Origin of the sequence: Exiguobacterium sp. s5, assembly GCF_018618075.1 — a bacterium.
Classification (GTDB): Bacteria; Bacillota; Bacilli; order Exiguobacteriales; family Exiguobacteriaceae; genus Exiguobacterium; species Exiguobacterium mexicanum_A.
Genome location: NZ_JACSLK010000001.1, coordinates 112447 through 129977, shown reverse-complemented (window position 1 = coordinate 129977; position 17531 = coordinate 112447). Strand labels below are relative to the sequence as shown.

Genomic DNA, 17531 nt, shown 5'->3' with positions numbered 1-17531 from the left:
ATCCCTCCCCCGTTGTAAAATTGTGTATGATTTTTGAAATCGGGTACCTTCTTAATGTGCACCTAGACGAAAGGGGAAATCAAGATGCGAGTGGAGAACAATTTCATCAACGGAGAATGGATTGATACATCGGACACAATCGAGGTGCGGAATCCCGCGACCGGCAACATTATGGCCACGGTGACAAAGAGCGACACCGCCGAAGCGAAACAGGCTGTCGATGCCGCCCACGACGCCTTGAAGGACTGGCAAGAGAAAACGGCAGAAGAACGAGGCGTCCTCCTGCTCGAATGGAATCGACTGATCGATGAACATACGGAAGCCATCGCTCGGACGATGGTCGAAGAGCAAGGCAAACCGCTTCAAGAAGCGATCGGTGAAGTCCGCTATGCGAACGGCTTCATCGAGTGGTACGCCGCGGAAGGTCGGCGCGTGTACGGCGAGACGATTCCGGCCTCGTCAAACAAGAAACGCATCTTTGCCATTAAACAACCGGTCGGCGTCGTCGCCGCCATCACCCCATGGAACTTCCCGGCCGCCATGATCACCCGAAAATTGGCGCCGGCGCTTGCCGCAGGTTGTACCGTCGTATTGAAACCGGCATCAGCGACACCATTGACGGCAATCGAACTCGTCAAACTGGCTGAGAAAGCAGGCTTCCCACCCGGTGTCATCAATCTTGTCACCGGGAAAGCTTCTGACATCGTGAACACGTGGCAACACGACCCCCGTGTCCGCAAATTGACGTTCACCGGTTCGACCGAGGTCGGCAAGACGCTCATGCGCGGCGCCGCCGATACGATGAAGAAAATCTCGCTCGAGCTCGGTGGTCACGCCCCGCTCATCGTCACGGCACAGGCAGATCTCGACAAGGCTGTCCCGCAAGCGGTCGCGACGAAATTCCGTAACGGCGGACAGACGTGTGTCTGCGCCAACCGGATTTATGTCGAGCAGTCCATCGTCGATGCGTTCTCCGAAAAATTCATCGAGGCCGTCGCAGCGCTCGAAGTCGGGAACGGGCTCGACGAAGGGACGGATATCGGTCCGCTCATCGACGAGGCCGCGGTCGAGAAAGTGATGAAGCACTTGGAGGACGCTCAAATCCGCGGAGGCGAGATCACGGGCGGGGAGCAGCTCGACGGCCTATTCGTCCGGCCGGCCGTCGTCCGCTATGCGAATGAGGACATGCTGTGCATGAACGAGGAGACGTTCGGTCCTGTCGCCCCGATTGCGTCGTTTGACTCGCTCGAGGAAGTGATTGAACGAGCGAACGCGACCCCGTTCGGTCTTGCCGCCTATGTATTCACGCAAGACATCAATGAAGCCCTCTATTTGGCCGAAGCGCTCGAATACGGCATCGTCGGCGTCAATGACGGCCTCCCCTCAACGCCGCAAGCCCCGTTTGGTGGCTGGAAACAGAGCGGTCTCGGCCGCGAAGGTGGGCACCACGGCATCGAAGAGTTTTTAGAAGTAAAATATATTTCGCTTGGACTCTAAAAAATCCGGTTGAACGTCGCGCGTTCAACCGGATTTTTTATTTTTCGACCAAGGCGATCAAATCGTTCGGCGTCGCGATCACATGATCGGCGAGCGCCCACTCGTCTTCGTTGCCGAAGCCGAAACCGGTCAAGACGACCGGGAAGTCATGGGCCCGAGCCGCTTCGACGTCAGATTTACGATCCCCGACCATCACATAGTCGTTCTCGCCGTGACGGAGACGATGCGCCGTCAAAATGTCGGCTTTCTTCTCCCCGCTCACGGATTCAAGACATTCCGGCGCCGTCATGAACTGGCGGATATTTTGCGAGTCGAGCATGAGGTTCAAGTAATGGACCCCGCAGTTACTCGCGGTCGTCAACGTGTGTCCTTTCGCGTGGAGCGCCTCGAGCATCTCGTAAATCCCTTCGAACAAGACGTGTTGGCCTTCCATCGCTCGTTCGAGCGTCTCATGACGAAGTTTGCGAATTTGGCGGATCTCCTCGATTGTCGCCTCCGGGATGACGTGCTCCCAAAATGCGTTACCGGCCAATCCGTATCCCGATCGGACCGCTTCCTCGCTCGGTTTCGGTAAATGTGGAAGTTGCTCCAACGCCTCGTGGATTGCTTGCGTCATCGGTCCGGTCGTGTCAACGAGCGTCCCATCGATATCAAATAAAATGACTGCCATGTCTGTATCCCCTCTCTCTTTCCTATGCTCCTACCGTAGCAGAATCCCCTCAATTCCGAAAGCGGAAACGTCACACGCAAATCTCACCTCTAAAAGTGAAATTCAGAGTCCATAAAAAAACGGCTGAACAAATGTTCAACCGAGAACTGTCAGCCGCGCCAGAAACTCATACCGCCTTTGACCGAGTAGACGTCCGTATAACCCGCGCTTTTCAACATGGCCGCGGCCCGTTGACTTCGCATCCCGCTTTGACAGATGACGTAGACCGGACGTTCTTTATCTTTCGGATATTGGGCACTCGCGTTCCCGAATCCCGATAACGGCACATTTTTCGCTTGCTTGATATGCCCGCCCCGGTATTCGTGTGGTTCACGAACGTCGAGCAGTTGAATGTTTCGCTCTTCGGCAATCTTCCGTTTCAATTCATCCGTCGAAACTGTTTTGACGCTGTTTCGCTTCGTCCACCAAAAATAAATCAATCCGATCACTACTGCGACAAACAAGAAATCAAGCATAGTCACGCCTCCGTTAGGTATAGTTTAGTTAACCCCATTATACCCCCTATGGTATATAAGTCAACGCGAACGCTCGCAAAAAAAGCTGTGCCCCGGGGCACAGCTTAGAAGTCGAGCAATGAATCGGTTTTCGATTTGTCTTCCTCTTCTAAAGGAATCCCGAGAAACGCTGCCATCTGCCGATCAAGCGGCGGTTTCGCCTCGGTCGGTTGGGCCACGGGAGCCGCAGTGGGCTGCGTTGGAGCCGAATCGGCGAGCAACAGCTCGCAATACCCCATCAGTTTGGCCAAATGGCGTTTCTGGGTCTCTCCGCTCGACTGTTCAATTTGGCTCATCACTTGTTTCATCTGCGTGATGACCTGTTGTTCTGTAATCATACGTCGCACACATCCTTTACCGTTCCATTCTGAGGCAAACGTGGGGCCGACCGCAAGTCCGGTGCTCGTCAGACGTGGGTCTCCGCACGCGTCTTAAGCCAAGATTGGAACGCCTCAAAGTCGAACCTGACTTGATTGGCGTAAAATTGGGACCAACGCGAGATTTGACGAATGAATAGCGGTCGCGACGCCCCGATGGCCGCCGCAATCCGTTCACTCGCCTCGTAATCGAGCACGTTCGCATCCGCGTCCGCCCGGGCATGGATCTTGGCCGTGATCTCCGCCTGTACTTTCAACGTCTCAATGAGCGATTCTTCATTTTTGATGTGCTTCGCTTTCACTTTCCGCTTATACGGTGACCGTTGCCGCACGTAATACTCGTTCCCGTCCATCGTCAAGTAGCCGAGATACGGGTCACGACTATGCACCATGGCGCGCTGAGCCGCGATGACACGGGCTCCTTGATGTGATAAGCCGTCCTCAAATAACGGATGCGTCGGCAAAAAGAGTGAAGGGACAGCTGATTGCGCCTGCTTCATTTCGAGAATGATATCCTCGTCATGTTCAGCGTCCGCACCTTCAATCAAAATATAATACCGTTCGAGCCCGATTGAAGCGGTACCGCTCTCCCGTTTGATGGCGATGTCTTTAATCTCATAATGGTCGGCGTGGTGACGATGCTTTTCCGACAAGGATGCCAAATAGTCAGGCCATGCCTGTTTGATTTGTTTGGCAGTCTTCGGGCTGACCGGGACAAGGTCGTCACTTGTCGCGAAGTAACGCTCCTCATCCCGGACTTCCGTTCGCTCCGCCATGAATGCGTCTTTCTTCTTCTCTGCCTTTTTAATCACTTTCTTGATTGCTTTGCACGTGTTCGCTTTCGTGAATTGGACATCTTCATCCTTCCCATTCGCATAGCGTTCCATCGCACGCGCGTATGTCTCTGCATACGTCTCAATGGCTCGTCTCGCATCAAATCCTGACTCCGCGGCAAACAAATCGACCGAGATCGCCATGCGAAGGACGTCAAACAAATAAGACCCGAGATACGCCTCGTCAAAATCGTTCACGTCATAAATGATGGTTCCGGCCCCATCCTCGAACACACCGAAGTTTTCAAAATGCAAGTCCCCTTGAATGAACGTCGGATGAGACGCGTCGGTATCGAACGCGAGCGGCACTTTCGCAAAGTCATAATAGAACAAGTGGGAGCTCCCCCGGAAAAACGAGAACGGGGTCGCGCTCATCTTGTTGTACTTCTCATCTCTAGCCGCTTCAGACAAGTTTCGAATCGATTTGTCGTAGTAATCCAAGACGGTCGCGAGCGTCTCACGACGGATCTGTTGTTTGACGGATGTGAACATGACCTTCTCCCCTTCACGCATCGAATAAGTGCTTGTACTCTCCATAACCTGCAGACTCTAACTCTTCTTTTGGAATGAAACGGAGTGCTGCCGAGTTGATGCAGTAGCGCAGACCCCCTAGTTCTTTCGGGCCGTCATCGAATAAGTGACCGAGGTGACTGTCGGCTCCCTTCGAGCGGACTTCAGTCCGGACCATATGGTGCGTCGTGTCCATGTTCATGTCGATACGCTTTTCCTCGATTGGACGAGCGAAGCTCGGCCAGCCGCAATTCGACTGGAACTTGTCGCGCGACGTGAAGAGCGGCGTACCATCAATCACGTCGACATACAATCCTTCTCGTTCCTCGTCCCAATACTCATTTTGAAACGGGGGCTCGGTCCCGTTCTCTTGCGTGACTTTATATTGGATCGGCGTCAAGCGGTCTTTCAGTTCTTTCTGAATTTTCTTGTCGCTCCACGCCTCTTTCACAAACTTGGCACGGCCTGAACCGACCCGATACATTTCGTAGCGGAACGGATTTTTCTTATAGTAGTCTTGATGATAGTCTTCGGCTTCCCAAAACGTTTTCGCGGGACGAATCTCGACTTCAATCGGTCGGTCGAATCGACCTGAGTCCTCGATTTCTTGCTTTGAACGTTCCGCTGCCACGCGCTGTTCTTCCGAATGATAGAAGATGGCCGGTCGATAAGACTCACCGCGGTCGTTGAATTGTCCGCCGCCATCGGTCGGGTCGATTTGACGCCAATAGATGCGCAACAGTTCCTCATATGAAATGACTTCCGGGTCAAACGTGACCTCGATCGCCTCAAGGTGACCGGTCGTCTCCGAACAGACTTGTTGATAGGTCGGGTTGTCGACGTGCCCGCCCGTGTAACCGGAAATGACACGCTCGACCCCTTCGTATTTATGAAACGGTTTGACCATGCACCAAAAACAGCCTCCCGCAAATGTAGCTTTTGCCATAATAAATCCCTCCTTACTATGTAGTGTACCCAAAAAATCTCGTCGACAACAAAAAACGAGAACCACGAACGTGTTCTCGTCTTAGTCTTCCTCGACCTGATTCATGTGCCGCATCACTAAAAATAAGATGACGCCGACGATAAGCGCCCCGAGAATAGTCAACGCCATATTCCCTCGAGCCGATAATGTATAAAAGATGGCCAACCCGATCAAGATGAGCGCGATCGGAATGAACGCTCGCTTAAAATGATCCCAATACCGCACGGACAGTCCCCCTTTTTTTCTATCATACCAAATTTGTTTGCTATGATAGAGAGGAAGATGATGTTTCATTTCGAAGGAGGCACTTAGTATGGAGGTTGAACGGTTATGGGCCAATCGCCCGACACTGATGTGGGAAGACCGGATGAATGAAGGCGATGACGTGTATACCGTCGAGATCATCTTTGCCGTTGACGCCGCGCTCCGACGGTACGTGACCGCATTGACACATGCAGACGGAACGGAAGCAAGCGTCTTAGCAGCGGTCCGCGACGTCGTGTTGCGCTTGAACGAGCTCGATACCGAGCACGACCATTTCATCGAGACGGTTGAGCGTGAGGAACTGTACGATTTCATTCAAGCCGGGGCAATTCTAGCCGGTTATGAGACTGACGAGGACGTGACGGAAGAATGGCGCGACTGGTGAACACATTGCACTCCTCCATAAGCAGTCAACGCTGTTTGAATATGCTAAACTGAAACTAATTATTTCCATTTCACGCAAGGGGATAGAGCCATGCTAACCATCATCAACTCGTTCTTTCTGAACTTGTGTATCCTATTCACCCTCTTCACAATCTCATTTCTTCCGTTCCGCAATCGTCCGCGTCTGACGCCAAAATCGCCTTTGAAAGGTCGAATCTTGCTTGGCGTCCAGACAGGGATCGTCGCCTTGATTTTACTCGCGAACGCACTGCCGCTCGAAGGGATTTTGATCGACTTGCGCTCCATCCCCATCTCGCTTGCCGTCTTGTTCGGCGGGTGGGTCAGCGGGATTGTCGCTGCCGTCATCTTTCTGACCGCCCGATTTTTCATGGTGACCGACGGGGCGTATATCGGCTTTTATTTGGCGGTCTTGACGATGATTGGACTCGTCCTTCCCATCAGTCTATTGCGGCTAAAACTCGATAACACTCGCAACACGTTACTCGTCTTCACGACGATCAGTGTCACCGTCTTCGGTGCGGCCATCTATTATGCGTTGCCGCTCGAACTGTTCTATCCTGTCATTCTCGCCTACGTCGTCATGGCGTACGGCGGCGCCTGTGCCGCGTATCGTTTGCTCCAAGAGTTGCGTCGTCACTTCGAGAACGTCCAACATCAGCAACAACTCGCCCGGACCGACGCGTTGACCGGCATCGCCAACCGGCGTCTATTGAACGAGGCGATGGCCAACTTGAACGTCGAAGCCAAAGAATACGCCTTGATCCTCGTCGACATCGACCACTTCAAGCGCGTGAACGACACGTACGGTCATGACGTCGGGGACGACGTCTTGCGGGAGCTCGGCATGTTGCTCGTCGCCGAGAGTGAAGAGCGTCATCTCGTCGGCCGCTTCGGCGGAGAAGAATTTTTAATCATCATGCCGAACGCCAATCGAGATGAAGTGACTCGCCTCGCTGAATCTATACGAGAAAAAGTCTCGACGTTCCCGTTCGAGACGAGTGCGGGGACGCTTCATATCACCGTTTCGCTCGGGGCCTGCCATTCGAACGACATCGAAGTCGACAGCGTGTTGAAACATGCCGACGAAGCGTTATACCACGCAAAGGAATCGGGACGAAATCGATTCATTCTGGCGTCGTAAAGCGCCTCATGTTCGCAAAAGATTGCGATTTTCCGCAGTTTTCCCGCTTTACTTTCAACTAGTGAATCGGTACACTAGGCTAGACTTTGATTCGACTATCCTTACAGTGATCATAGATTTGGACAGAAAAAGGGGAAACACATTTCATGACAGTATTGTTATCACTATTCGGTTTGATGTTTGTGGGATCGTTCATCCTCGACTATCAACGTGGCAAGACGTTCCGGCAGTCGCTCTTCGGGGGAGTCGATACGATGAAACGGAACTTGTTTATCTTTTTACGCACGTCCCTCTCGATGATGATTTTTATCGGTCCGCTCCTACTCATCTCCATGTTCGCCTTCTCAGAACTCGTATCGTTCGAGACGGTCGCCGCCTTCATGATTGCCGTGCTCAGCATCGGCTTCGCGGAACGCATCATCGGGATGATCGTCGCACCGCTCGTCCGGACGTTCTGGCACCAACGCGGAAAATTGATGCCGCTCTATCTTGATGCAGGTCTTTATATTTTCTTGCTGTCGATTCTCATCCTCGAGTTCTTGATGAACATTCCAGGTGTTGAACTCGGTGCTTCTGCCATCGCGGTATTTTATGCGTTCGCGCTCTTCTATACTCGTTACTTGTTCAGCTTGCTTCGCTTCACGCTTCGTAAGGGCGTACCGTCGAGCTGACAACGATCCGCAAACAGTTTGGTTTGCGGTTTTTTTGTACAATTTACTAATTGACAATGAGAATCGTTATCACTTATACTCTAGTTGTAGCTCCCAAAGCTTGACGTAAACGTTCCCCAAACCAATACGTCACGTGGATTCCCCTCCACGACACTCTTTTTGAAAGCAATGCGACAACCCCCATTTGTTGCACCCAAATTTGCCATCCAAAAAAACGAGCGGCTCTCCGACGGAGCCGCTCGTTTTTTCATGCAAAGATATCTTGTTCGATTTGTTTCAATCCATAAAACACACCGTGTGCCTGCATCAGTTCATCATACGATCCGGTCTCGACGATGCGTCCGGACTCCATGACGATGATGTGATCGAAACGTTCGAGCCCAGTCAGACGATGGCTGACCATGACGAGCGTCGCTTCATCGGCTTGACGCAAAATCTCGGCGAACACGTCCGCCTCGGTCCGCGCATCGAGCGCCGATGTCGCTTCGTCAAGTATCCAGAGCAATCCATTCTTCAACAAGGCTCGGGCGATGGCAAGACGTTGCCGCTCGCCGCCCGATAAGTTCGCCCCTTTCTCAAGGACGGGCTCGTCGAGCGAGAAACCGAGGCGGACACTCGCGAGCGCCGCTTCCATCTCAGCGTCCGAGAAATTACCGGCGAGCTCCAGGTTCTCTCGCACCGTCCCGAAGAAGAAATGGTTCTCTTGAAGGACGACGCTAGCTTCACGCCAGACCGATGCTTGGGTCACATCGTCCAACCGCTGTCCATTCAATCGGACCTCACCGGAATCGGGTCTGACAAAAGCGAGCAACAGTTGAAGCAGTGTCGATTTCCCTGAGCCGCTCGGTCCGACGATAACGGTCTTTGAACCGCCTCGTAACGTCACGTCGACGCCGCTCAGCACGTCACGGAACGTGTCCGGGTAGCGATAGCTCACGCGTTCGAACGATACGTCAGGTGCTGTCTCGAGCGCCACGTCGGTACGGGCCGACTCGGCAGCGACAATCGCTTCGCTCGGCTCGACCACTTCGAGCAGTCGATCGGCCGCTTGCTTGCTGTCGGCATAGTGACCTGGGAAGACTGCCATCGGTGTCGCGTTCTCAAACGCGGTGAGCGACATCATGATGAGCATGGCCAAGAAGAGGCCATTTAATTCCCCGTCGACGACAAGATAGGCCCCGATGGCCAAAACACCCCATGAGACGAGTAAGGACGCCGCCACGACGAGCGAGGAGTTGAAGAACTGGTTCGTCACATCTCGTTTTTGGGCATCGGCGTAGCGGTCGCTCTGTTCAAGCAGTTCGTTGCGCGTTTGACCAAGCCGATGGTGCAACAACAGGTCGCGATAGCCGTACATCATCTCCGTCATCCCACTCGACAGGTCTCCTCGCAAGGTACGGAGTTCCCGGTCATGCTTGGCACGGACACGGGCGAAGAAGGCCGGGATCAAAAAACCGGTCACGAAGACGCCGAACAAGATCCAAACGCTGACCCAGACCGAGAAGTATGTGACGAAGAAAATCGTGCTCAAGAAGACGAGTACCAAGATAATCGGCGGGTAGAACACCCGTAAAAAATAGTTCTGCAAGCTCTCGACGTCACCAACGACGCGAGCGAGCAAGTCCCCACTCCGATATTTGGCAAAGATGCTCGGGACGAGCGGCTCGAGTTGACGATAAAATCGGACCCGGAGTTCGCTCAAAATCGTGAACGTCGCCCGGTGCGAGGCGAGACGCTCCTGATAGCGAGCACTCGCCCGAATCACACCGAACAGTTTAATCAAAACGACAGGCACCATGAGCGCATACAGCGGCGGCACGAGCCCAGCCCGTGAGACGAGGTATCCGCTCGCCGCGAACAAAGCGACGGCTGCGATGCCAGCGACATAACCAAAGAAGATCGAGAGGATGATATCCTTTTTCTCTCGCATCATCCATTTCGTGATCGTCCAAAGGGAATTCATCCTCTCACCCCTTTCTGTAGCGTGAATAAGTCAGCGTATTGCGGAACGCTGAGCAGTTCGTCATGTGTGCCTTGGGCGACGAGACGCCCTTCGTCCATGAACCAAATCGCATCGGCTTGTTTGATCGTATGCAGACGATGCGCGACCGTGACGAGCGTTGACTCACGTGACAACTCATCGATTGAGCGCCGAACGATTTGTTCGGTCACTAAATCAAGTCCGGTCGTCGGTTCATCGAACAAGATGATGCCGGGACGTTTCAAGAAGGCCCGGGCCAAGGCGAGCCGCTGCCGTTCACCTCCGGATAAGCCGTAACCCCCTTCACCGAGTTCGGTATGAAGACCGTTCGGCAACTGAGCGATGACATCGTTCAGTCCGGCTGCCGTCGCCGCCTCGAGGATGCTCGCTTCGTCCGCCGCCTCACCGAGGGCGATATTATCGGCGACGGTGCCGGCGAACAAATACGGGTTTTGTGAGATATAGCCAATCGTGTCATACCATGACGTATCGGTGTACGTCTCGAGCGGTTCACCGTCCACGAGGACACGTCCGCTGTCAGGTTTGACGAGCCCCGATAACACGTTCAAGACGGTTGTCTTCCCGGACCCGCTCGCCCCGACGAGCGCCACGTGGGCACCGGCAGGAATCATGCCGCTTAAAGGCTGGAGCGTGAAACGCCCCCCTTCATAGGCGAATGATGCTTCGTCGAGCTCGAGGTCGGGTGTCCGGCTCGTCAACGTCCGGTCGCCCCACTGCAGACGTTCATCCGGTGCGTCGAGCGCCTCGAAAATACGATCGGCCGCCCCCATGCTGCCGCGTCCGGTATGGAACGCACCGCCGAGGTCTTTAATGGCCAAATAGTATTCCGGAGCCAAGACGAGAATCAAAAAGCCGGAGAAGAACGTCAAGTTCTGCCAGACGACCATTTGCAGCGCCACTTCGAGCGCCACGACCCCTGTGCTGAGCATCGAGATGAACTCGAGCATGAGACCCGATAAGAACGCCGTCTTCAAGACGACCATCGTCGCGTCGCGGAAGTCGAGACTGCTCTTTTCAATCGCTTGCGCCTCACGCTCGGTCCGACCGTAGAGTTTCAACGTCGTCAATCCTTGCAACACGTCCAAGAACTTTCCGGAGAACTGGTTCATCTTCTCCATCTGTTGTTCGGATTTTTTCTGCGTCGCAATCCCGATGATAATGAAAAAGATTGGGATGAACGGCGCCGTCACCATCATGATGATGCCCGAGATCCAATGTTGGCTGAAGACGACGACGAGAATGAGCAGCGGAATGATCGACGTTTGAATGACTTGCGGCCAATATTGGCTGAAGTAGGCGTCGACTTCATCGACCGCGTCCATGAAGACGCTGACTTTCTTTCCGGACTGGCCGGACAAAGATGTCTCGATCGGATTCGATGTATAACGGTCAAGCAACTGCAACCGGAGTGTCCGTTTCGCTTTCTCCGCTAGACTAGCTCCGATTCGTCCTGACATGTAGCCGAACAAAGCACGCGTGACGAGGGCGAGAATGAGCCAGCCGAGCGCCGGGATGATGCTTTCAAACGATGCATTTTTTAAAAAGACCTGGTCGACGATATCGACGATTAAATACGCCTGCGCCAAAATCGACAATCCGATCATCACCGCGGCGATGACGAGTCCGACGATATGGCGTTTTTCAGCTAAAGCGAGAGCTTGCAGTCGTTTCACTGCGTTCATCCTTTCTATACTATCCAAAACTTTTCTTTGTGAGGATTCTCACTAATTATAACTGATGCACACGACCATGGCGAACGCTTCGCTTAGCCAGACATGCAAAAGACGCCGCGTATATCACGTGGCGTCATACCGTCGTCTGTTCAAAGTATTCGGGATGGCCAATCATCAATTCACGCGCATCGAAGTGAAGCACCTCTTCTTTTCGTAAGCGCGATAAGATGTTCGACACGGTCTCCCGTGACGTACCGGATAAGCGTGAGATTTCAATCGTCGTGAACGGACACCGGACGCGAACCCCCTCTGCTTCCGGTTCCCCGAGGTCTTCAATCAAGTAATGGATCGTGTTGAGCACGCGTTCGGTCGCACTCGGAGTGATGATATCCTGCACCCGTCGTTCGTGCAAGTCGAGAATCCGATTCATCTGTCCGACGATATGGAGTAACATCGACGCGTTCCGAGAGACGAGTTGTTCGAATCGGTCCGTCGGCATATAGATGACCTCGATATCGGTCAACGCCTCCGCCGAATGTTGATAATACGGTTCCGTCATCAAGCCACGATACGGGAACAGTTGCTTCGGTTTCAAGTAGTCCGTATATTGATGGGTCGCCGTCTCGTTGTTGCGCTCGAGCTTCACGTAACCGCTGATTAAAAAGTAGACGCGCTCCCGAGGATCGCCTTCCATGAATAAGAGCTGTCCTTTCCGGTACGTTCGACAATAGACATGGGGCAACAGTGCCTCGAGCTCACGGGCGGTACATTTGGTGAATACATCGAGTTGCCGCAAGTCGTCTACGGTCCATTTCGGTTTCATGTTGAACCCTCCAATCTATCTTGCCTCTCCTTTTAGTATAGTTGGATTCAATTTGAAAACGCTTACAAAATCCAACGATTTTCTGACAAAAAAAAAGAGGGGCTTTCACCCTCTTCGTCACAGCACGTTATTCAATCGAGCATCAACTCCATGATCGCATCTTGCAGGTCACGGTCGAGTTCAAGCGCGTGCAAATCGAACAGCCATGCCTCGAGCCGCGTCTTCGCTGCCGCCGATCGATACAACTTGTCTTTTAAATCATAAGAAATCTCGGCGCGGTCCAAGAAACGATACAAACGATCGAGCCGGTGATCGTTCGCCGTCAGTTCGACCGGGAGAGACACCGTCATCTCTTCATCAATCGGACCGAGTTCGAGGCGCAGTGTCTGGGTCTCTCGATTGTATTCACCAGAACCGGTCACGCCTCGGAGGAGTAACGTGACGTTACGGTCAGACGGCAAGACGGTCCGGTCACCTGTAACGTGAATGTGGAGCTTCCGTTCCTCCCAATCAAGCGTGAACGTCGTCTCAGCGTAAGCACCCGTCTCATAGTCACGGTCCGACCCGTTGTCTTCATAGAGCGTGAACGTATTCGACGCGCCCGGGAAGACAAGAACTTCCAATTCGCCCGGGTTATCCGTATCGTTACGGCCCGAGTAATGCCGTGCCATCGGGATGATTGCCCCTGCTTTCGCGAACACTGCTTGTTCGTCAAGTCCCCGGAACACCCGAACCGACTTCTCTCCCGCATAGCGATGACCGGTAAAGAAATCGAACCAGTCACCTTTTGGTAACCAGACGTTCGTCGCTGCGACGTGGAGCTGTTTATTCATCGGCTCGACGATCGGAGAGATGATGAGTTCACTGCCGAAGTAGTATTCGTTCGGTACTTCATACGCCGCGTCCTCGTCCGGATGTTCATAATACATTGGTAAGATGAGCGGCAAGGCACCCGCGTGGTTCCGCCAGTTCATCGTATAGATGTACGGGATCAATTGATGGCGCAGACGCAAGAACGTCTTCATCGACCGCTCCGCCTCGAGACCGAAGCGCCACGGCTCTTTCCCGTTGAACGTACTGAACGTCGAGTGCAGGCGCATGATCGGACTGAACACACCGAACGCGACCCAACGTGCGGCGAGCTCATCGTCTTTTGAGCCTCGGTAATGGCCACCGATATCGTGACTCCACCAACCATAGCCGATATTGGAAGCGGTCGCCGTAAAGTACGGCTGGAACGCAAGCGACGCCCACGAAATCAACGTGTCTCCCGAGAAACCGACCGGATAGCGGTGACTGCCCGGGCCCGAATAACGGGAGAAGATGATTGGTCGATCGCCATCCCGGGCGATGTCGGCCGCATGATAGTGGTTCAGCATCCAGAGCGGGTCGAGCCCTTCCATTTTCGACGTCGAGCCTTGTTGCCAGTCGATCCACCAGAAATCGACGCCGTCGTCTTCATGCGGATGATGCATCTGCTCGAAATAGGCTTGAATGAAGCGTTTATCGGAAAAGTCGAACGGGATGCGGTCGCCTTGGGACGGATCGATGCCCATCGCCTCGGCCATCGCCACATATTGGTCTTCGAACGCACGCACGCCATCCGCCGGATGCAAGTTCAACGTGACGAGCAACCCTTCTTGCTTGAGCCACGTCAAGAATCCTTTCGGGTCCGGGAACAAGTTCTTATTCCATGAATAACCCGTCCATCCGCTCCCGTATTCTTCCGGGACGTCGGTGACGTGCCAATCCATGTCGATGACGCTGACCGAGAACGGGATGTCCTCTGTCTTAAACCGACGCATGAGTTCTTTATATTCCGTCTCGTCGTAGCGCCAATAGCGGCTCCACCAGTTGCCGAGCGCTTTTCGTGGCAACAGCGGCGTCGGGCCGGTCAATTGATAGAAGTCACGGAGTGCGCGCTTATACTCATGCCCATACCCGAAGTAGTACAAGTCATGGATATGTTTACGCCGCGGTTCGACGAAACGGTCCTCGGTCATGATGAACGAATCAGAGTCATCGATGACGGCATACCCTTGTTTCGAGGCGATGCCTTCACCGAGTTCGGTCGCCCCGTCGACATGGTCGAGCGTTCGCGCCGTCCCTTTCAACGTCCGCTCCGGTCCGTTAAACGTATAGCGGCTATAATACGTACTGAAGTTCCCTTTCACGTCGACGTAAAGCGTGTTCGGCGCGAACGGCCCTTTCGTGTAGTAGAGGTGGACGTGCTCCGTGATGATTTGCAATTCCGTCTCATTCTCAATCACGCGAAACTCTGGGACTGCGAACGCCCGGTTAAAGACGACTTGGGTCGGCCGGTCTTCGAACACCCCATCCTCGGCATACTCCATCCGAATCAGTTGGCTCGTCAGTACCGTGAAGCGATAGCAGCTCCCTTGGACGATTGCCCGATCATCTGCCTGCGGTTTCATTTGTTGCGTATAGACGTTCTCCTCTTCAAATAGACGCATAAGATCGAGCGTTGCCGCTCTTCGTCACTCCCCTTCTTAATTGTGCAAACGTTTACACTCAAAATGATAGCAATGTCTAAATCGACATACAACATTCCTTCCCCATGTCGGACCATAAAAAACGACGAGCAGCCAATTCAGGAAAAAAGCCACAGACGCTGATGTCTGTGGCGTTGAGCTTATTGTTGGAGCGTCGCGGCGAGTCGGACGCGCGTCCCGACCTCACCTCGGACCGCCGCAAGGGCTTGTTCGAGCGACGTGATGACGGCAACCCGGTCGTGTCCTGATTCGGCGAATTGAAGGGCGGCCCGAACTTTCGGCAACATGCTGCCCGGTGCGAACTGGCCTTCGGCGATAAACGTCTCGAGTTGTTCTTTCGTAGTCTCCTCGAGCGCCCGGGCCGACGGTGTCCCGAAATCGACGAACACGTGCTCGACGGCCGTCAAGATGAGGAGCATGTCGGCGTCGACGAGATCGGCGAGTTTCGCAGCGGCAAAATCTTTATCGATGACCGCCTCGACGCCGATATAGCCATCGGCTGTATCGATGACAGGAATCCCCCCGCCGCCAGAGGCGACGACGATGTGCTCATGGGCGACGAGGTCACGGATGACCGCGTGCTCAAGAATCGCCACTGGAAACGGGCTCGGGACCACGCGGCGATAGCCGCGACCGGCGTCTTCTTTGAACACATAACCGGTCGTCCGTTCAAGCTGCTGCGCTTCCGCCTCGTCATAGAAAGGACCAATCGGCTTCGTCGGGTGACTGAAGGCACTATCGTTCGGGTCGACGACCGACCGCGTGACGATCGGTGCGACCGAACGTTCCAAACCACGAGATCTCAGTGCTTTCGTGAGGGCGTTCTCGAACCAATAGCCAATCATCCCTTGTGTCATCGCCCCGCAAACGTCGAGCGGCAAGGCCGGCGTCGCCGGACTGTCCGACGCAGCCTGCTGCAACATCAAATTTCCGACTTGCGGCCCGTTGCCATGGGTGATGATGACCTCAATCCCTTCGGCGACAAGCGCGGCCAGTGATTCCGCCGTCGCCTCAACGGCTCGAATTTGAGCCTCGGCCGTCGCATCTTTACCTTGTTGAATCGCATTTCCACCTAGTGCGATGACTACTCGTTTATTCCGCATATTGGTTTCCCCCGATCAAAAGACTGAGATATTTCCTGAGACGATGCGCACGACGGCCAAGATGGCGAGCGCGGTCAAGACACCGGCCACGATCCACTCCGTCTTCGTCAACGTCTTGATGCCGTTCTCACGTTGCGCCTTGATGTAGAGCAACGTACCTGGTGCGTACAGTAACGTCGTCAAGAGCAGATAGTCGATTCCGGCCGCATAGATGAGCCAAATCCCGTAAATCGAGGCGACGGCTCCGATGATGAGGTCGCGGGTCCGACGTTCACCGGCATTGTAGCCGATGCCGTTCTTCGCGACTTTGACTTGATAGAAGGCCGAGAAGACGTACGGGATCAAGATGGCGCTCGAGGCGAGCGAGAACGCGAAATTATACGCCGCATCCGAGAACAGGAACGTGAAGAGGAACAGCTGGATCAACCCGTTCGTGAGCCAAAGCGCGTTGGCCGGCGCATTGTTTTTGTTCTCTTTCGTGAACCATTTCGGGAACACGCCGTCTTTCCCGGCTACGAATGGGATCTCAGCGGCGAGCAACGTCCAGCCGAGCCATGCTCCGAGAACTGATATGACGAGACCGCCATTGATGAGCATCGCGCCCCACGGTCCGACCGCTGACTCGAGCAAGTACGCCATCGCCGGTTGCGAGGCGTTCGCCACGTTCTCTGGATTCATGAGACCGAGCGACATGACCGAGATGAGCAGATAGATGATGAGCGTCCCGAGCAATCCGATGACCGTCGCTTTCCCGACGTCCGAGCGCTTGCGGGCCCGTCCAGATAAGACGACCGCCCCTTCGACCCCGATGAACACCCATAGTGTGACGAGCATCGTCGAGACGACCTGGTCTCTCACACTACCCCATGAGAAACCACCCTGTCCCCAGAAATCGAACGTGAAATTATCGAGGTTGAAGAAGAATAAGGTGATGGTGATGAAAGCAAAAATCGGTACGAGTTTGGCGATCGTCGTGATGATGTTGATCATCGACGCTTCGTGAATACCACGTAAAATCAACGAATGCACGAGCCATAGCATAATCGAGGCACCAATGATCGAAGCGATGTTTTGACCGCCTTCAAAGATTGGGAAGAAATAGCCGACCGAACTGAACAGAAGCGTCGCATAGGCGACGTTGCCGAGCCACGCGGAGAGCCAGTAGCCCCACGCCGAGTTGAACCCGACAAACTGACCGAAGCCGGCCCGGGCGTAACTGTACACCCCACCATCGAGATCCGGACGACGCATCGTCAAATTTTGAAAACTGAGGCCGAGGGCGATAATCCCGATTCCGGTGATGACCCACCCAATCAAAATCGCTCCCGCGTTCGCACCTTGGGCCAAGTCAGCCGCCAAGTTGAAGGCGCCGCCGCCGATCATTGAACCGACGACGAGTGCCGTCAGCGCCCCGAGCCCTAAACGTCGATCTTTCTTCTCTGGTTGCACGCCAGCCGTTCCACTTGAGTCATGCGCTATTTTCGTAGACATTGAACTCATCCCTTTCGTT

16 protein-coding genes are annotated in these 17531 nt (G+C 54.1%); 4 read left to right on the top strand and 12 right to left on the bottom strand.

The window, feature by feature from the left end; translation table 11 throughout:
* Positions 1-84 precede the first annotated feature (84 nt).
* Positions 85-1497, top strand: a complete 1413-nt coding sequence (locus KNP60_RS00780) for an NAD-dependent succinate-semialdehyde dehydrogenase (protein WP_214796571.1) — start codon at positions 85-87, stop codon at positions 1495-1497.
* Positions 1498-1534: 37 nt separating this feature from the next.
* On the opposite strand, the gene KNP60_RS00775 is transcribed toward KNP60_RS00780, so the two are convergent.
* The 6 genes from KNP60_RS00775 to KNP60_RS00750 form a co-directional block, all read right to left on the bottom strand.
* Positions 1535-2167 carry an HAD family hydrolase gene (locus KNP60_RS00775; RefSeq protein ID WP_214796569.1) on the bottom strand — a complete coding sequence of 211 codons (633 nt, stop codon included), beginning with the start codon at positions 2165-2167 and terminating at the stop codon, positions 1535-1537.
* Positions 2168-2316: 149 nt separating this feature from the next.
* Positions 2317-2682 carry a rhodanese-like domain-containing protein gene (locus KNP60_RS00770; protein ID WP_035385631.1) on the bottom strand — a complete coding sequence of 122 codons (366 nt, stop codon included), beginning with the start codon at positions 2680-2682 and terminating at the stop codon, positions 2317-2319.
* Between the two features lie 104 nt (positions 2683-2786).
* Entirely contained in the window at positions 2787-3059 is a 273-nt protein-coding gene (locus KNP60_RS00765) for a DUF5327 family protein (RefSeq protein WP_214796567.1), read from the bottom strand.
* Between the two features lie 68 nt (positions 3060-3127).
* The gene (locus KNP60_RS00760) at positions 3128-4423 is read right to left on the bottom strand and encodes a DUF2252 domain-containing protein (protein ID WP_029594569.1); all 1296 of its coding nucleotides are present in this window, start codon (positions 4421-4423) and stop codon (positions 3128-3130) included.
* Between the two features lie 13 nt (positions 4424-4436).
* The gene (gene msrA, locus KNP60_RS00755; protein ID WP_029594568.1) at positions 4437-5387 is read right to left on the bottom strand and encodes a peptide-methionine (S)-S-oxide reductase MsrA; all 951 of its coding nucleotides are present in this window, start codon (positions 5385-5387) and stop codon (positions 4437-4439) included.
* Positions 5388-5468: 81 nt separating this feature from the next.
* Positions 5469-5651 carry a hypothetical protein gene (locus tag KNP60_RS00750; RefSeq protein WP_029594567.1) on the bottom strand — a complete coding sequence of 61 codons (183 nt, stop codon included), beginning with the start codon at positions 5649-5651 and terminating at the stop codon, positions 5469-5471.
* Positions 5652-5739: 88 nt separating this feature from the next.
* On the opposite strand from KNP60_RS00750, the gene KNP60_RS00745 reads away from it, so the two are divergent.
* The 3 genes from KNP60_RS00745 (at position 5740) to KNP60_RS00735 (ending at position 7907) form a co-directional block, all read left to right on the top strand.
* Entirely contained in the window at positions 5740-6075 is a 336-nt protein-coding gene (locus KNP60_RS00745; protein WP_029594566.1) for a hypothetical protein, read from the top strand.
* A gap of 90 nt (positions 6076-6165) precedes the next feature.
* Entirely contained in the window at positions 6166-7236 is a 1071-nt protein-coding gene (locus KNP60_RS00740; RefSeq protein WP_214796565.1) for a GGDEF domain-containing protein, read from the top strand.
* A gap of 146 nt (positions 7237-7382) precedes the next feature.
* Positions 7383-7907, top strand: coding sequence for a hypothetical protein (locus tag KNP60_RS00735; protein WP_138858668.1), 525 nt, complete (start codon positions 7383-7385; stop codon positions 7905-7907).
* 247 nt (positions 7908-8154) lie between these two features.
* Here KNP60_RS00735 and cydC read toward each other — a convergent pair whose 3' ends face one another.
* The 6 genes from cydC to arcD all read right to left on the bottom strand — a co-directional run bounded on the left by cydC (position 8155) and on the right by arcD (position 17512).
* Positions 8155-9870: a thiol reductant ABC exporter subunit CydC gene (cydC, locus tag KNP60_RS00730; RefSeq protein ID WP_214796564.1), complete on the bottom strand. Its 1716-nt coding sequence runs from the start codon at positions 9868-9870 to the stop codon at positions 8155-8157.
* Positions 9867-11591, bottom strand: coding sequence for a thiol reductant ABC exporter subunit CydD (gene cydD / locus KNP60_RS00725; RefSeq protein WP_214796563.1), 1725 nt, complete (start codon positions 11589-11591; stop codon positions 9867-9869). The genes cydC and cydD overlap by 4 nt, the downstream gene beginning before the upstream one ends.
* A gap of 124 nt (positions 11592-11715) precedes the next feature.
* Positions 11716-12405, bottom strand: a complete 690-nt coding sequence (locus tag KNP60_RS00720) for a Crp/Fnr family transcriptional regulator (protein WP_214753547.1) — start codon at positions 12403-12405, stop codon at positions 11716-11718.
* Positions 12406-12536: 131 nt separating this feature from the next.
* Positions 12537-14879 carry a glycoside hydrolase family 31 protein gene (locus tag KNP60_RS00715; protein WP_214753545.1) on the bottom strand — a complete coding sequence of 781 codons (2343 nt, stop codon included), beginning with the start codon at positions 14877-14879 and terminating at the stop codon, positions 12537-12539.
* A gap of 179 nt (positions 14880-15058) precedes the next feature.
* The gene (gene arcC, locus KNP60_RS00710) at positions 15059-16021 is read right to left on the bottom strand and encodes a carbamate kinase (protein WP_214753543.1); all 963 of its coding nucleotides are present in this window, start codon (positions 16019-16021) and stop codon (positions 15059-15061) included.
* Positions 16022-16036: 15 nt separating this feature from the next.
* Positions 16037-17512 (bottom strand): arginine-ornithine antiporter, encoded by a 1476-nt coding sequence (gene arcD, locus KNP60_RS00705; protein ID WP_214753541.1) that lies wholly within the window; start codon positions 17510-17512, stop codon positions 16037-16039.
* Positions 17513-17531 lie beyond the last annotated feature (19 nt).

Coding starts and splice junctions, on each gene's coding strand:
- KNP60_RS00735 (WP_138858668.1), top strand. CDS start 7,383: ATGACAGTATTGTTATCACTATTCGGTTTGATGTTTGTGGGATCGTTC.
- KNP60_RS00715 (WP_214753545.1), bottom strand. CDS start 14,879: ATGCGTCTATTTGAAGAGGAGAACGTCTATACGCAACAAATGAAACCG.
- KNP60_RS00770 (WP_035385631.1), bottom strand. CDS start 2,682: ATGCTTGATTTCTTGTTTGTCGCAGTAGTGATCGGATTGATTTATTTT.
- KNP60_RS00765 (WP_214796567.1), bottom strand. CDS start 3,059: ATGATTACAGAACAACAGGTCATCACGCAGATGAAACAAGTGATGAGC.
- cydD (WP_214796563.1), bottom strand. CDS start 11,591: ATGAACGCAGTGAAACGACTGCAAGCTCTCGCTTTAGCTGAAAAACGC.
- arcC (WP_214753543.1), bottom strand. CDS start 16,021: ATGCGGAATAAACGAGTAGTCATCGCACTAGGTGGAAATGCGATTCAA.
- msrA (WP_029594568.1), bottom strand. CDS start 5,387: ATGGCAAAAGCTACATTTGCGGGAGGCTGTTTTTGGTGCATGGTCAAA.
- KNP60_RS00780 (WP_214796571.1), top strand. CDS start 85: ATGCGAGTGGAGAACAATTTCATCAACGGAGAATGGATTGATACATCG.
- KNP60_RS00745 (WP_029594566.1), top strand. CDS start 5,740: ATGGAGGTTGAACGGTTATGGGCCAATCGCCCGACACTGATGTGGGAA.
- KNP60_RS00740 (WP_214796565.1), top strand. CDS start 6,166: ATGCTAACCATCATCAACTCGTTCTTTCTGAACTTGTGTATCCTATTC.
- cydC (WP_214796564.1), bottom strand. CDS start 9,870: ATGAATTCCCTTTGGACGATCACGAAATGGATGATGCGAGAGAAAAAG.
- arcD (WP_214753541.1), bottom strand. CDS start 17,512: ATGTCTACGAAAATAGCGCATGACTCAAGTGGAACGGCTGGCGTGCAA.
- KNP60_RS00775 (WP_214796569.1), bottom strand. CDS start 2,167: ATGGCAGTCATTTTATTTGATATCGATGGGACGCTCGTTGACACGACC.
- KNP60_RS00760 (WP_029594569.1), bottom strand. CDS start 4,423: ATGTTCACATCCGTCAAACAACAGATCCGTCGTGAGACGCTCGCGACC.
- KNP60_RS00720 (WP_214753547.1), bottom strand. CDS start 12,405: ATGAAACCGAAATGGACCGTAGACGACTTGCGGCAACTCGATGTATTC.